This window comes from Paraburkholderia sp. BCC1876 (assembly GCF_902833695.1).
Lineage (GTDB): Bacteria > Pseudomonadota > Gammaproteobacteria > Burkholderiales > Burkholderiaceae > Paraburkholderia.
On sequence record NZ_CADFGI010000020.1, the window covers coordinates 26,455 to 40,520 of the forward strand.

A 14,066-nucleotide genomic window follows, 5' to 3' on the forward strand; every position below is an offset into this window, starting at 1 on the left:
CTGGGCGCGGCTGCGCCCGTTTCTGCTACTAGTTGCTACTGCCGCGCGTAAGCCTGAGCCTGCTCGGGCCATTCGTCCGGCACGATAAAACCGCGCGAACGTTCCACCAGATTGCCCGCGCTGTCCTCGTCGAATGCGACGACCATTGCCGGTCCATGTTGATGCGACGTTTGCGCGGCAAGCGTGTCGGCATCGACAAGCGTCTGTTCTGACGCATCCGCCACCTCTGCCTCGTGCTGTTCGTAGCGCCTCGGCGCGAGCCACTCCAGGCGCGGCAACGTCCGCCATTTGCACGCCTGCCCGGCCGCGAAACCCGGCCAGTCGTTGCGCGTCACCCACCACCCTCGCCCATGCGCCGGATCCAGCTCGACGGGATCGAGCGGCGTCTCGCCGTGCCGGTAAAACAGCCAGCCTTTGATGAACATCTGCGGCGTCCACGGCCCCGCGTAGCCGGTCGACGCGAACGCTTCACGCGCGCTCATCGGCAATTGATGATTCAGCACATGCGCGAGCTTGAGATCGAAGCGGTCTTTCAGATTCGGCCCGACGTAGTCCGCCAGCTTGCCGCGCCCCGCGCCGGCATGCAGATAGCACTTCACGGCCAGCTCCCAATGGAGCCGCGCGCCGCGTTGCGTCTGCAGCAGAAAATCGCACTCGCCGAGCGTGATGCCTTCATGCCGCAGCGGCACACCCGCCGCGATCAGCCGCGCCGCCGGTCCGTTCTGCAAGAACCAGCCGAGCAGTCGCTCAGCGTAACGGCCAAGACGCGTGATGCGCGTGGCCGTCAGATCGCGCTGTAGAGGCGCTGGTGCGGCATCGAGGGCGCACAGCCAGGCGACGGTTGCTTCAAACTCCTGACGCGTGTCGAACGGCGTCGCGAGCACGCCCGCCGGTGGTTGCGCGCGCAACAGATCGGCACTCAGCAGCAACCAGGCGAGATCACGCACGGCGGGCGCGCGCAATTGGGTCAGCAGCGTGTCGAGCGTCGCGGCGCGAGCGCCGGGCGCGACGGCGACGTGTGCCGCCGAACCATCGGCGGTCGTCACTTCGGCGGGTCCGCGGGCGCGTCACCAGCCGCGCGCCACGTGTCGCGCGCGAGGCACAGGTCGGCCCACGCCTTCGCCTTATCCGGCAAGCTGCGCAGCAGATATGCCGGGTGATAGGTGACGATCACCGGCACGCCTTCGTATTCGTGCACGCGGCCACGCAGCGACGAAATGCTCGACTCGGTCTTCAGCAGACTCTGCGCGGCGAAGCGGCCGAGCGCGACGATCAGTTTCGGTTTGACCAGCGCGACCTGACGCTGCAGATACGGCTCGCAGCGCGCGACTTCGTCCGGCTCGGGATTGCGGTTGCCGGGCGGCCGGCACTTGATCACGTTCGCGATGTAGACGTTGGTGTCGCGCGCGAGCGTCAACGAACGCAGCATGTTGTCGAGCAGTTTGCCGGCCTGGCCGACGAACGGCTCGCCCTGACGGTCTTCGTTCTCGCCGGGGGCTTCGCCGATCAGCATCCAGTCGGCGTTGCGATCGCCGACGCCGAACACGGTGTTGGTGCGCTTCTCGCACAACCGGCAACTTTCGCAGGCCGCAACGCGTTCGCTCAGCGCGTCCCAGTCGAGCGTGTGGATTGCCGGCGGTTGGGGTGCTTCGCGGCGAGCTTCGGGCGGCGCGTGTCCGTGCCCGGGCGCCTCGGTTGGCAGATCGTCGAACCACGCGAAATCGTCGTCGGGCGGTGCGTCGAATGAAGGCGATTGTTCAGGGGCGCGCGATTGTGTTGCAGGCCGGGTTGGCGGCTTCGGTTGATGCGGTGTTTCGACGGTGGGCGATTGCGAGCGGGTTTGAGCTTCAGGTTGCGCCGGTTGCATACGGCGCTCGTTTGACCGGCCGTCCTGTACGGGACGCGGTGATTCGCTTGCGCGCATCGGCGCGTCGCGATCGTCGGAGCGATCGCGTGTGGCCGGTTGCTGCGACGGTTGCTGCGACGGTTGAGCCGCGCGGCGCATCTCCGGCTCAACTGCAGCTGCGGCGGCCACATCTTGCCCGCTGGCCGCTTCAGACGCTTCAGACGCTTCTGTCGCTTCAGACGCAACCGGCTGCGCCGCCATTCCGCGACGCACCCACAGCGGCGCGAGGCCGAACTCTTCCAGTACCGAATCATGCAGCGCCATCTGCGCCCTCCGTGGCAAACGAGAAACGCATCACGATGGCGTCCTCCCGGCTGCGATGCCGCGCCGGATAATAATTTTTGCGCCGGCCGATCGACGCAAAGCCGAAGCGCTCGTACAGCCGGATCGCGCGATGATTCGACGGCCGCACTTCGAGCAGCAGGCCTTCGAGTTTTTCCGCGCGGGTAATCCGCACCGCTTCGCGAAGCAGCGCGAGACCGGCGCCGCCGCCCTGCGCGGCAGGCGTCACGCACAGGTTGAGCAGATGCATTTCATCGACCACCGGCATCAGCACGCAATAGCCGATCAGCGCGCCGGTCACATGACGCAGGCAGATGCCGAAATAGCCATTGCGCAGCGAGTCGCCGAAATTGCCACGGCTCCAGGGAAACTCATAAGCGATCTTTTCGATGGCCGCGACCTCGTCCAGATCGCCTTCCGTCATCGGCGATATGTAGCGGTCAGCTAGCAACACGCCGCTCATTGGCCGCCCTCGCCCGGCTGGATGTCGTGTGAGGCGTGGGCGCCCTGCGATGCTTGAGTGGCTTGAGTGGCTTGAGTGGCTTGAGTGGCTTGAGTGGCTTGAGTGGCTTGAGCGGCTTGAGTGGCTTGAGCGGCCTTTTCAGCCTTGTCGGCCATCCGCTCCGCCGTGGTCTGCGCGACCTTGTCGCGCACGTATTCCGGCGCGGCCTGATCGGCCGGCACGGTGCGGCCGGCGCGCAACGCACGCAACGCGGCATGCGCGAGCGGCACAGCGTGCGGCAGCGCATCGCCGTCGACCGTGCGCGCTGCGGCCACCGCGGGCAGCCGCGCGCCGAACGCGGCGGCGGCGTTGCCGGCCAGCGTGAACGGAACCTCCGGCAACACCAACCGCTCCGGCGCGTCGAGCGAGGCCGCTTGCAGCGTGCGCCAGTCGCCCTGCGCCTCATCCCAAGCGAAGTCGGCCCAATAGATTTCGTCCATGCGGGCATCGAGCGCGGCCAGCACGCGCGTCGCCGACGGATCGCGCAAGCGGGCACTTTCCGCGCAAGCCAGCAGCGTGCTGACCGGCACGACCGGTAAATTCAGGCCGAACGCGAGACCTTGCGCGACGCCGGTTGCCGTGCGCAGGCCGGTGAACGAGCCGGGCCCGGAGCCGAACGCGATCGCGTCGCAGTCCGCCAGCGTCAGGCCGGCTTCGGCGAACAGTTCGCGGATGGCGGGGAGCAGGCGCGTACTGGAGACCGCGCCGGTCTGCTCGTGGCGGACCCAGAGGCGGGGTTCGGCATGCGTCTGGCCGGCGGCGGCGCCGGCGACGGACAAAAGCGCTACCGAACAGAATTCGGTCGACGTATCGAGAGCGAGGAGCACAGTTTGAGTCATGGACCGTATTGTAATCGGCGTGATCGGCGCGGCGCGCGCCAATCTGGTTCGGGTTGGCCCGCAAGCCGGTGGCCGGCGTTTGGAATAAGCCCTCGGGCCGTCGACGGCAGGCAATTGTTATGATCGTCGGCCACCGTAACCCACTCCCGCTACCGGGCAAAACGAACATGACCGACATCACCACCCAATTCGCGCAAGCCCAGGAAGACGTCAAACAGTTGACGGAGCGTCCGGGCAACCTCACGCTGCTGCGCCTCTACGCGCTCTTCAAGCAGGCGACCGAAGGCGACGTCCACGGCGACAAGCCGGGCTTCACCGACATCGTCGGCAAATACAAGTACGACGCGTGGGGCGCGCTCAAAGGCACCACGCAGGACGCCGCCAAGCAGCAATACGCGGAACTCGTCGAATCGCTGAAGAACGGCACGGCGGCCTGACAGCGGTAGCGCGGTAGATCGGGGTCGCCTGGTCGCCTGGCGATCGGGCAGTCGAACAGTCTGGCCGACTGCCCCGCGCCACCGACTGCCCGCGTCGCCGCCCGGCCGCCAATTAGCGCGCCCTCCCGCTTCCCCCTTCGCGTCACTTGCCTGATCCGCGCGCCACGGCTAAACGCTGGGCGCCCCTCCCCGCGCCGCTTAGCGCGCCCCGCGCAGCCAGAAAAAGCAATTTCTTCCACTAAGAAGTTTCTTAACAGTGGCGCAGTGCAACAAAACCCTATAGAATGCTGCCTGCGCTTCACTGCTCTGCCCGGCTTTCCTCCAGCGGCCTTTGCGGCGCAGCGCCTCGTAGCGTTTAGCTCCAATCCAGTTTAGAACCTGTCCCCTCCTGCCTAGCCCCCTACGGGCGATCATGTCCCAGGCTGGCGGCACGCCGTGTTGGCATGTCGCATCCGATACAGCTTCTAACGAAAAGCTCGCCTTCATTGTCGCGAGCTGCCCCCGTTTTTCGATTTGCTCGCTGCTTCTTTGCTCGCTGAATCCGACGACTTGGGTATGCCGATTGGCGCCGACGTTTTAATTCCCTGTGTACCAAGGATTCTCATGACTTCGAGCAACACCTCCAGCCCGTTGAACGCCATCGCCGATCAAGCCCTCGGTCTCGCCGACGCACCGGAACAAGTCGCAGCCGTCGCTGCCGCTCCGGAAGCCGTCGCCGCTGAAGCCGCTGCGCCGACCGGCCCGACGTTCGCGTCGCTTGGTCTCTCCGCGGATGTCGTCTCCGCGCTGACCGCCGCTGGTTACCAGAACCCGACGCCGGTTCAGCAACGCGCTATCCCCGCCGGTATCGCCGGCCGCGATCTGATGGTCTCGAGCCCGACCGGTTCGGGTAAGACCGCCGCGTTCATGCTGCCCGCCATCGAGCGTTTCTCGCAACTGCAAAAGGCCCAAGCCAGCCAGCCGCGTGAAGCGCGTCCGGCGGCCGACGCCCGCACCACGCGCCGTCCGCAACCGGTTGCCCGTCCGACCATGCTGGTCCTGACGCCGACCCGCGAACTCGCAATGCAGGTCACCACCGCCGCCGCCAACTACGGCAAGCATCTGAAGCGTCTGCGCACCGTCAGCATTCTGGGCGGCGTCGCTTACGGCCAGCAACTGATGCTGCTGGCGAAGAACCCGGAAATCCTGGTCGCCACGCCGGGTCGTCTGATCGACCATCTGGAACGCGGCCGTATCGATCTGTCGCAACTGCAGATCCTCGTGCTCGACGAAGCCGACCGCATGCTCGACATGGGCTTCATCGAAGACATCGAAACGATCGTCGCGGCTACGCCGGCTACGCGTCAAACCATGCTGTTCTCGGCCACGCTCGACGGCAAGATCGGTTCGCTGACGGGCCGTCTGCTGAAGGATCCGGAACGGATCGAAATCGTTCAGCGCCTCGAACAACGCACCAACATTTCGCAAACGGTTCACTACGTGGACGACCGCGATCACAAGGATCGTCTGCTCGACCATCTGCTGCGCGACGAAGGCCTCGACCAGGCTATCGTCTTCACGGCAACCAAGATGGACGCCGACCAGCTGGCAGGCCGTCTGGCCGACGCCGGTTTCGAATCGGCCGCTTTGCACGGCGATCTGCCGCAAGGCGCGCGTAACCGCACGATCAAGGCACTGCGCGAGCGTCGCGTTCGCGTGCTGGTGGCAACGGACGTCGCCGCTCGCGGTATCGACATTCCGGGCATCACGCACGTGTTCAACTACGACCTGCCGAAGTTCGCAGAAGACTACGTGCACCGTATCGGCCGTACCGGCCGTGCTGGTCGCACGGGTACCGCGGTGAGCCTCGTGCATCACGCTGAACAAGGCGCGCTGAAGCGCATCGAGCGCTTCGTGCGCACCCCGCTGCCGGTCAACGTCGTGGTTGGCTTCGAGCCGCGCAAGTCGGCTCCGGCTGGCGGTGGTGGCCGTCCTGGCTTCGGCGGCCGTGGCCGTCCGGGCGGTGGCAACGGTGGCGGTGCTGGCCGTCGCTTCGGTAGCGGCAGCGGCGCAGGCAAGCCCGCCGGTAACGGCGGCGGCGCGCGCAGCGGCAATGGCGGCGGCTGGGCCGGCAAGTCGGCTGGCGGCGGTTCGCGTGAAGGTGGCTTCGGTGGCGGTTCGCGTGAAGGTGGTTCGCGTGAAGGCGGCTTCGGCGGCGGTTCGCGTGAAGGCTACGGCGGTTCGCGCGACGGCGGCTACGGCGCACGCCGCAGCGACGGCCCGCGTACGGCGCGTCGCGGCAGCTAAGTATTCGCTCGCGCATCGGCATGGCGCGTCACGCTGCTTCAGAGCAGTAGCGCGCTTGCCGGACGCAAGCAATACCAGCAAGTCAGCTTGAAAAAAGACCCGAACGGCCCCGCGCTGTTCGTCAGTCGAGAGAAACCGGTGCTCAGGCGCCGGTTTTTTTTCGCCCGCAATTTGATGGACGCCGAAATTTCACGATGTGGAAAATTTTTTTGCGTCGTAAAAAATCGTGCTGCACGGCACAAGATATCCTATATCAAGATGGGAAAAAACGTTTCTTAATGTGAAACGTTGATTATAAGCAATTGATTTAAAACACAAATAAATACGCCAGAAACCCTCCCACCCGTCTATTGCGCCAGCACCGATTTGCCTAGACTCTTATACAAGACTTCACGAAACGAAACGCCCAACCGGCCAGCCGCTTCGACGAAGACAAGAGTCACCTACCCATTACAGGCAAACAAGGAGCACACCATGACGACGCGCGAAGAACAAGCCAAGCAACTCCAGCAGCAATGGGACACCGATCCGCGCTGGAAAGGCGTGAAGCGGACCTACTCGGCGGAAGACGTGATCCGTCTGCGTGGCTCGGTGCAGGTTGACCACACGCTGGCCAAGCGCGGCGCGCAAAAGCTGTGGGAAAGCGTCAACACCGAGCCGTTCGTCAACTCGCTCGGCGCGTTGACCGGCAACCAGGCCATGCAGCAGGTCAAGGCCGGCCTGAAGGCAATCTATCTGTCGGGCTGGCAAGTGGCGGGCGATGCCAACGTGGCCGGCGAAATGTACCCGGACCAGTCGCTGTATCCGGCGAACTCGGTGCCGCTGGTCGTGAAGCGCATCAACAACACGCTGACGCGCGCCGACCAGATCCAGTGGTCGGAAGGCAAGAATCCGGGCGACGAAGGCTATATCGACTACTTCGCACCGATCGTCGCCGACGCGGAAGCCGGTTTCGGCGGCGTGCTGAACGCGTTCGAACTGATGAAGGCGATGATCGAAGCCGGCGCATCGGGCGTGCACTTCGAAGATCAGCTCGCTTCGGTGAAGAAATGCGGCCACATGGGCGGCAAGGTGCTGGTGCCGACGCGTGAAAACATCGCCAAGCTGACCGCCGCGCGACTGGCCGCCGACGTCTCCGGCACGCCGACCGTGCTGCTGGCGCGCACCGACGCGGAAGCGGCCGATCTCGTGACGTCGGATATCGACGACAACGACAAGCCATTCCTGACCGGCGAGCGCACGGTGGAAGGTTTCTACCGCACCAAGCCGGGTCTCGAACAGGCGATCTCGCGTGGCCTCGCCTACGCGCCGTACGCCGACATGATCTGGTGCGAAACCGGCAAGCCGGACCTCGAGTTCGCGAAGAAATTCGCCGACGCGATCCACAAGGAATTCCCGGACCAACTGCTGTCGTACAACTGCTCGCCGTCGTTCAACTGGAAGAAGAATCTGGATGACGCGACCATCGCCAAGTTCCAGCGCGAACTCGGCGCAATGGGCTACAAGTTCCAGTTCATCACGCTGGCCGGCTTCCACGCGCTGAACTACTCGATGTTCAATCTCGCGCACGGTTACGCCCGCAATCAGATGACGGCGTTCGTCGAAATGCAGCAGGCTGAATTCGCTGCCGCCGACAAGGGCTTCACCGCCGTGAAGCATCAGCGCGAAGTCGGCACCGGCTACTTCGACGCCGTGACGCAAACGGTCGAACGCGACGCCTCGACGACCGCGCTGCACGGCTCGACGGAAGACGAACAGTTCTTCGACAAGAAGGTCGCGTAAGCAGGCATCGAAGCACGCAACAGCACAGGGAGGAGCACGTCATCGGGCCGCCACGGTTTTCGCCGTGGCGGCCCGGGACCGAAGAATCTGGGAGAGAACAAACTCGCAGCGGCGGAAACAAAGCCAGCGCAATGCATTGTGCGGCGAACAGTCGACGCGCCGGCCTGATCGCCGGCGCGTTTTTTTTCGGCCCCTCGCCCGGCGGGCCGCATATCTAGCGATACACGATCACCGGAATCTTCGTATGCGTGAGCACCCGCTGCGTTTCGCTGCCGATCAGCAAACTACCCAGACCGCGGCGCCCGTGCGAAGCCATGAAGATCACGTCGCAACCGCCGTGTTCGGCCGCTTCGATGATGCCGAGATACGGCGCCGGATGCACACTGGTGCGACTCACCACCGCGACGCCGACGCGCCGTCCGGCCAGCTCGACCTCGCGCAGATGCACCCGCGCTTCGCGTTCGCTGCGCTGCAGGAATTCGGACGGCGGCTCGACCACCACGTCGGAAAACGGCGAGTACGGATATTGCGGCAGACACGCGTAAGCGGTGACTTGCGCGCCGACGGCCTGCGCGAGATCGATCGCGCCGTCGATCGCTTTGCGCGACAGGTCGGAACCATCGGTAGGAACGAGGATGTGCCTGAACATGATGCCCTCCGTCGCCGGCTCAGCGCAGCACGGCGTCAGCGTCCACGAGGCGCGGCTCGCAAGCCGCCTGAATCGATTGTAGGTCGCGGAATCGCGGGTATGGATCGGGCGAGGGTCTGTCCGCATATCGGAAACCCGTTGCGGGCGGCGCCACCAACGCCGCCACCGCCATCACCGCCACTACGCGCGCGCACGCACACGCGCGCAACGCCCGCCGCGCGTTCAGCCCCAATAACCGGGATGGCCGTACGTATGCTTGAGAAAGTCGAGAAACAGCCGGACCCGCAACGGCAAATGGCGGCGCTGCGGAAACACCGCGTGAATGCCGATCGGCGGCGCGGCGAATTCGTCGAGCACGCTGACCAGCCGCCCGGCGGCGATGTCCGTGCCGACCTCCCACCACGAGCGCCACGCGAGCCCGTAGCCCTCCAGGCACCACTCGTGCAGCACCGCGCCGTCCGAGCATTCCATCGTGCCGGACACCTTGATCGACACGACCTTGTCGGCCTGCTGGAACATCCAGCCGCGCTGCTGGTTGGCGCTCGCGCCGAGCGCGAGGCAGTTGTGATGCGCGAGATCGGCCAGCGTGTGCGGCGCGCCGCGCCGGCTCAGATACGACGGCGACGCCACGCACACGCGACGGTTCTCGCCGAGCTTGAGCGACACCAGCGACGAATCCGGCAACTCGCCGAGCCGCACCGCGCAATCGAAGCCTTCGTTGACCAGATCGACCAGCCGGTCGGACAGATCGAGCGTGATCGACACGTCCGGATGCGCGACGGTGAACGCCGGCACCAGCGGCGCGACATGGCGGCGCCCGAAACCGGCCGGCGCCGACAGCCGCAAATGGCCGCTCGCCTTGACGCCGCCCGCCGACACACTGGCTTCGGCGTTCTGCATATCATGAATGACACGCTGGCAGTCTTCGAGAAAGGCCGAGCCTTCGAAGGTCAGCGTGATCTTGCGCGTGGTGCGCACCAGCAATTTGACGCCGAGCCGTTCTTCGAGCGCATCGATCCGGCGGCCGATGATCGCCGGCGCGACACCCTCGGCGAGCGCTGCGGCGGACAGGCTGCCCTTGGCCGCGACGGCGACGAAAGTCTCGATCTGCTTGAAACGGTCCATAAGCGGGCAAGGCCGCAGCGAAGCGGGGAAAGTGGTCGGTGCGCGTCAGATTAGGTGTATGAAAGTAAAAGATCAAGTGATCTTTAGCCTCTTTTTTAGCACTGAGCATCACTAATACAATCCGTCCTGACCTCTGATAGGAGTGCACGGCAATGTCGGCCACAACGACACTTTTCCCTAAAGCAGTGATTTTCGACGCGTACGGCACGCTTTTCGACGTGCATTCGGTGATCGCTGCCGCGGAGCAGATGTTTCCCGGCCATGGCGATGCGCTCTCGCAGTTATGGCGGCAAAAACAGATCGAATACACGCAGCTGCGCACCCTCGCCGATCCGGCCGGCTCGCCCGGCGCGCACTATCGGCCGTTCTGGGACATCACGCTCGACGCGCTGCGCTTCGCCGCGAAAAAACGTCAGCTCACGCTGAGCCGCGCGGCCGAAAAACGTCTGATGGACGAATACGCGTGCCTCTCCGCCTTCCCCGATGCCGTGCCGGCGCTGCGCCTGTTGCGCGAGGCGTCGTCCGTGGCCGGTGCGGAAACCGGCGCGCAAGCCGGTCCGCGCGCCGGCCTCGCGATCCTCTCGAACGGCAACCCGCAAATGCTCGACATCGCCGTGAAGAGCGCCGGCATGACGGGCCTGTTCGATCACGTCCTGTCCGTGGACGCCGTGCGCGCCTACAAACCCTCGCCCGCCGCTTATACGCTCGGCACGCAAGCCTTCGGCGCGGAGCCGCGCGAGCTCGTCTTCGTGTCGTCGAACGGCTGGGACGTGGCCGGCGCGACATGGTTCGGCTTCACCACTTTCTGGCTCAACCGGCAAAACGCACCCGTCGAAGAACTGGGCGTCATGCCGCATGGGACGGGCGGAGGCATGCACGATCTGCTCGCTTTCCTGAAAACCCTCGCGTCGCCCGGCCGCAGCAGCGGCCCCGGCAGCGGCCGCACGCGCCACAGCCCTGGCGCATGACAGCTTCCACCGGACCTCACGACGCACCTTAATCGCAATTCAACATTTGCATCTTTGCAATCTGACCGACCAAGGAGAAACCATGGCGAATCCGTTGTCATCGTCGCAGTCTTCACTCACGCTGCCGCAGGGCATGGCCATCACGGCTGAAATCAAGCCGGGCTATGAAGCGATTCTCACGCGCGAAGGGCTTGAACTCGTCGCCGCGCTGCACCGCACGTTCGAGCCGCGCCGTCAGCAGTTGTTGCAGGCTCGCGTGGAACGCACGAAGCGTCTCGACGCCGGCGAGCGTCCCGACTTCCTCGCTGAGACGAAACACGTTCGCGACGGCGACTGGACCATCGCGCCGCTGCCGCAGGATCTGCAGTGCCGCCGTGTCGAAATCACCGGTCCGGTCGAGCGCAAGATGATCATCAACGCGCTGAACTCGGGCGCGGATTCGTACATGACCGACTTCGAGGATTCGAATGCGCCGAGCTGGGACAACCAGATCACCGGCCATATCAACCTGAAGGACGCGGTGCGTCGCACGATTTCGCTGGAGCAGAACGGCAAGTCGTACACGCTGAACGACAAGGTCGCCACGCTGATCGTGCGGCCGCGTGGCTGGCATCTCGACGAGAAGCACGTCACGGTGGACGGCAAGCGCGTGTCGGGCGGGATCTTCGACTTCGCGCTGTTCATGGTGCACAACGCGAAGGAACTGGTCGCGCGCGGCTCGGGCCCCTACTTCTATCTGCCGAAGCTGGAAAGCCATCTCGAAGCGCGTCTGTGGAACGACATTTTCCTCGCTGCGCAGGAAGCCGTCGGCGTGCCGCGCGGCACGATTCGCGCGACGGTGCTGATCGAAACGATCGTCGCGGCGTTCGAAATGGACGAGATTCTGTACGAGCTGCGCGAGCATAGCTCGGGGCTGAACGCCGGCCGCTGGGACTACATCTTCTCGGCGATCAAGAAGTTCAAGGCCGACCGCGACTTCTGCCTCGCCGACCGCTCGCAGATCACGATGACCGCGCCGTTCATGCGTGCTTACGCGCTGTTGCTGCTGAAGACCTGCCATCGTCGCAATGCGCCGGCGATTGGCGGCATGAGCGCGCTGATTCCGATCAAGAACGATCCGGCCGCGAACGAGAAGGCGATGGGCGGCGTGCGTTCCGACAAGGCGCGCGACGCCGGCGACGGTTACGACGGCGGCTGGGTCGCGCATCCGGGGCTGGTGCCGATCGCGATGGAAGAGTTCGTCAAGGTGCTCGGCGACAAGCCGAACCAGATCGGCAAGCAACGCGACGACGTGCTCGTCACGGGAACTGATCTGACGGACTTCCGTCCGGAAGCACCGATCACCGAAGCCGGTCTGCGCAACAACATCAACGTCGGCATTCACTACCTGGGCGCGTGGCTCGCGGGCAATGGCTGTGTGCCGATTCACAACCTGATGGAAGACGCGGCGACCGCGGAGATTTCGCGCTCGCAGGTGTGGCAGTGGATTCGCTCGCCGAAGGGCAAGCTCGACGACGGCCGCAAGGTGACGGCCGAGCTGGTGCGCGAGTTGTCGGCGCAGGAGCTCGACAACGTGAAGCAGGCGGTGGGTGGCGATACGAAGCCGTATGAGCGCGCCGCGCAGATCTTCGAAGAGATGTCGACGTCGGAGCAGTTCACCGACTTTCTGACGCTGCCGCTTTACGAGGAAATCTGACGCGGAGGTTAGATGCCTCCGCAACGAACGACGTAGTAGCAAGCTTGTTTTTCTTTCGCGTATTTCTTGCGCTTGTGCAGTTTTACGGTGGTGCACTTGTGTATTGCGCGCGATGCGAAGGCGGCTTGCGTCGCAAGACTGACCGACCGGACGGCCCGACAGGCGTGAGCTTGCCGGGCCGTTTTTTTGGCCCGGTTTCTTTTGCGCGTTGCGTTGCGTCGTGTTGCTTTGCGTTGCGCGCTGCCTACGCGCTACCTAAGCGCTACCTGCGCGCGACGGTTCGCTCAGCGCGTGCCGCGGTGCTCCACCCAATCGCCCGATTTAATCTCAGGCAAGCCCTTCACCGCAGCCGGCGCGACCGGATAGAAACGGCAATTCACGACGTTGCCGTCTACCTTCACCATCACTTCGCGCGCGAGGAAACGATCTTCGACGCCCGGGTACACCGCCTCGATTTCATCGAGCACCGCGACCAGTTCGTCTTCGATTTCGTAGACGTCGCCGATCACGTCGACGCCCGCTTCGTCGACCACCAACCCCGGGTACGAACCGAAGTCGAACAGATGGCCACGCACCGTGGCCGTGCCGAGCAGATTCGGCAAGGCAATCTCATTGCGAACCGCGGCGTCGCGGATGTCGTTCACTTCTCCGGCGCGCAACGTGCCGTATACAAAGACGGTTTGCATCGTCGTTTGCTCTCCTTGAGTGGGTGGTCGGGTAAGTTCTGTTTGAGGCCTAGTTCAGGGCCTGGTTCAGGGCGTGGTTCAGGCGTGGTTCACGGCCCGCTTCACCGCCCGCTTCAGGCGCGGCTCAGTTCAGCGCCGCGCTGGAAACCAGCACGCCGTCAATGTCCGCGTAGATCCATTCGCCGGGACGCACCAGCGCGCCGGGCAACTGCACCGGCACGTCGCGTTGGCCGCCGCCGAGCTTCTGGCAACGTCGCGGGTTGGTGGTCAGCGCCATCACGCCGACGTCGGCTTCGTTCAACTCCAGCGCGTCGCGCACGCAGCCGTTCACGACGATGCCCGCCCAGCCGTTTTGTTGCGCGATCTGCGCCAGGTTACCGCCGACCAGCGCACACCGCAGACTGCCGCCGCCGTCGACCACCAGCACGCGGCCCGCGCCCGGCTCCTCGAGCGTGGCGCGCACGAGTGCATTGTCTTCGAAGACTTTGAGCGTCACCGCTTCGCCGCTGAAACTCTCGCTGCGGCTGAACAGATGAAAGACCGGCTCGAGCACGCGTAAGACGCCGAGCGCCAACTGATCCTCGTGTGCGTCGCACAAGTCCGCGGTAGCAAAGGTCATGGAGTTCTCCTCGAAGGACGGGCAGTCGGGACATTATGCAACTTTGGGGTCTGGGGAAGGTGGGGAATGCGGTGGGGGTGGAGTGACGATCGCGATGGGGGTGCTGGTGGGGCTGGTGGGGCCGCGTATCGCTGGCGGTGGTGCTGGTGCTGGTGCTGGTGCTGGTGCTTGTGCTTGTGCTTGTGCTTGTGCTTGTGCTTGTGCTTGTGCTTGTGCTTGTGCTTGTGCTTGTGCTTGTGCTTGTGCTTGTGCTTGTGCTTGTGCTTGTGCTTGTGCTTGTGCTTGTGCT

Annotated in this window: 13 protein-coding genes; 5 read left to right on the forward strand and 8 right to left on the reverse strand. The window is 64.6% G+C overall.

What is annotated here, in order from left to right; all coding sequences use genetic code 11:
• Positions 1-35 precede the first annotated feature (35 nt).
• The 4 genes from HWY05_RS37125 to tsaB are packed head-to-tail and all read right to left on the reverse strand — an operon-like array spanning position 36 to position 3,529.
• On the reverse strand, positions 36-1,046 hold the full coding sequence (locus HWY05_RS37125) for a DUF1853 family protein (protein WP_176061418.1): 1,011 nt from the start codon (positions 1,044-1,046) through the stop codon (positions 36-38).
• Positions 1,043-2,170 (reverse strand): uracil-DNA glycosylase, encoded by a 1,128-nt coding sequence (locus HWY05_RS37130; RefSeq protein ID WP_176061419.1) that lies wholly within the window; start codon positions 2,168-2,170, stop codon positions 1,043-1,045. Before HWY05_RS37130 ends, HWY05_RS37125 begins: the two co-directional genes overlap by 4 nt.
• Complete coding sequence (gene rimI, locus HWY05_RS37135) at positions 2,157-2,651, reverse strand: ribosomal protein S18-alanine N-acetyltransferase (protein WP_035546235.1); 495 nt, start codon at positions 2,649-2,651, stop codon at positions 2,157-2,159. Before rimI ends, HWY05_RS37130 begins: the two co-directional genes overlap by 14 nt.
• Positions 2,648-3,529: a tRNA (adenosine(37)-N6)-threonylcarbamoyltransferase complex dimerization subunit type 1 TsaB gene (gene tsaB / locus HWY05_RS37140; protein ID WP_176061420.1), complete on the reverse strand. Its 882-nt coding sequence runs from the start codon at positions 3,527-3,529 to the stop codon at positions 2,648-2,650. Before tsaB ends, rimI begins: the two co-directional genes overlap by 4 nt.
• 167 nt (positions 3,530-3,696) lie before the next feature.
• Between tsaB and HWY05_RS37145 the strand changes: the two genes are divergently transcribed.
• The 3 genes from HWY05_RS37145 to aceA all read left to right on the forward strand — a co-directional run bounded on the left by HWY05_RS37145 (position 3,697) and on the right by aceA (position 8,034).
• The gene (locus HWY05_RS37145; RefSeq protein ID WP_035549067.1) at positions 3,697-3,966 is read left to right on the forward strand and encodes an acyl-CoA-binding protein; all 270 of its coding nucleotides are present in this window, start codon (positions 3,697-3,699) and stop codon (positions 3,964-3,966) included.
• Between the two features lie 603 nt (positions 3,967-4,569).
• Positions 4,570-6,252 (forward strand): DEAD/DEAH box helicase, encoded by a 1,683-nt coding sequence (locus HWY05_RS37150; protein WP_035546238.1) that lies wholly within the window; start codon positions 4,570-4,572, stop codon positions 6,250-6,252.
• 474 nt (positions 6,253-6,726) lie between these two features.
• Complete coding sequence (gene aceA / locus HWY05_RS37155; protein WP_035546239.1) at positions 6,727-8,034, forward strand: isocitrate lyase; 1,308 nt, start codon at positions 6,727-6,729, stop codon at positions 8,032-8,034.
• Between the two features lie 214 nt (positions 8,035-8,248).
• Here the strand turns inward: aceA and HWY05_RS37160 are convergent, their stop codons facing one another.
• Together HWY05_RS37160 and HWY05_RS37165 are read right to left on the reverse strand one after the other, a co-directional pair.
• Positions 8,249-8,683: a universal stress protein gene (locus tag HWY05_RS37160; RefSeq protein ID WP_111929034.1), complete on the reverse strand. Its 435-nt coding sequence runs from the start codon at positions 8,681-8,683 to the stop codon at positions 8,249-8,251.
• Between the two features lie 222 nt (positions 8,684-8,905).
• Positions 8,906-9,808 (reverse strand): LysR family transcriptional regulator, encoded by a 903-nt coding sequence (locus HWY05_RS37165; protein ID WP_176061421.1) that lies wholly within the window; start codon positions 9,806-9,808, stop codon positions 8,906-8,908.
• 152 nt (positions 9,809-9,960) lie between these two features.
• On the opposite strand from HWY05_RS37165, the gene HWY05_RS37170 reads away from it, so the two are divergent.
• Both HWY05_RS37170 and aceB read left to right on the forward strand, forming a co-directional pair.
• On the forward strand, positions 9,961-10,776 hold the full coding sequence (locus tag HWY05_RS37170) for a haloacid dehalogenase type II (protein WP_176061422.1): 816 nt from the start codon (positions 9,961-9,963) through the stop codon (positions 10,774-10,776).
• Positions 10,777-10,858: 82 nt separating this feature from the next.
• The gene (gene aceB, locus HWY05_RS37175) at positions 10,859-12,472 is read left to right on the forward strand and encodes a malate synthase A (RefSeq protein WP_035546245.1); all 1,614 of its coding nucleotides are present in this window, start codon (positions 10,859-10,861) and stop codon (positions 12,470-12,472) included.
• A gap of 284 nt (positions 12,473-12,756) precedes the next feature.
• On the opposite strand, the gene HWY05_RS37180 is transcribed toward aceB, so the two are convergent.
• Together HWY05_RS37180 and rraA are read right to left on the reverse strand one after the other, a co-directional pair.
• Complete coding sequence (locus tag HWY05_RS37180; RefSeq protein WP_176061423.1) at positions 12,757-13,158, reverse strand: gamma-glutamylcyclotransferase family protein; 402 nt, start codon at positions 13,156-13,158, stop codon at positions 12,757-12,759.
• A gap of 124 nt (positions 13,159-13,282) precedes the next feature.
• Complete coding sequence (rraA, locus tag HWY05_RS37185; RefSeq protein WP_176061424.1) at positions 13,283-13,777, reverse strand: ribonuclease E activity regulator RraA; 495 nt, start codon at positions 13,775-13,777, stop codon at positions 13,283-13,285.
• Positions 13,778-14,066 lie beyond the last annotated feature (289 nt).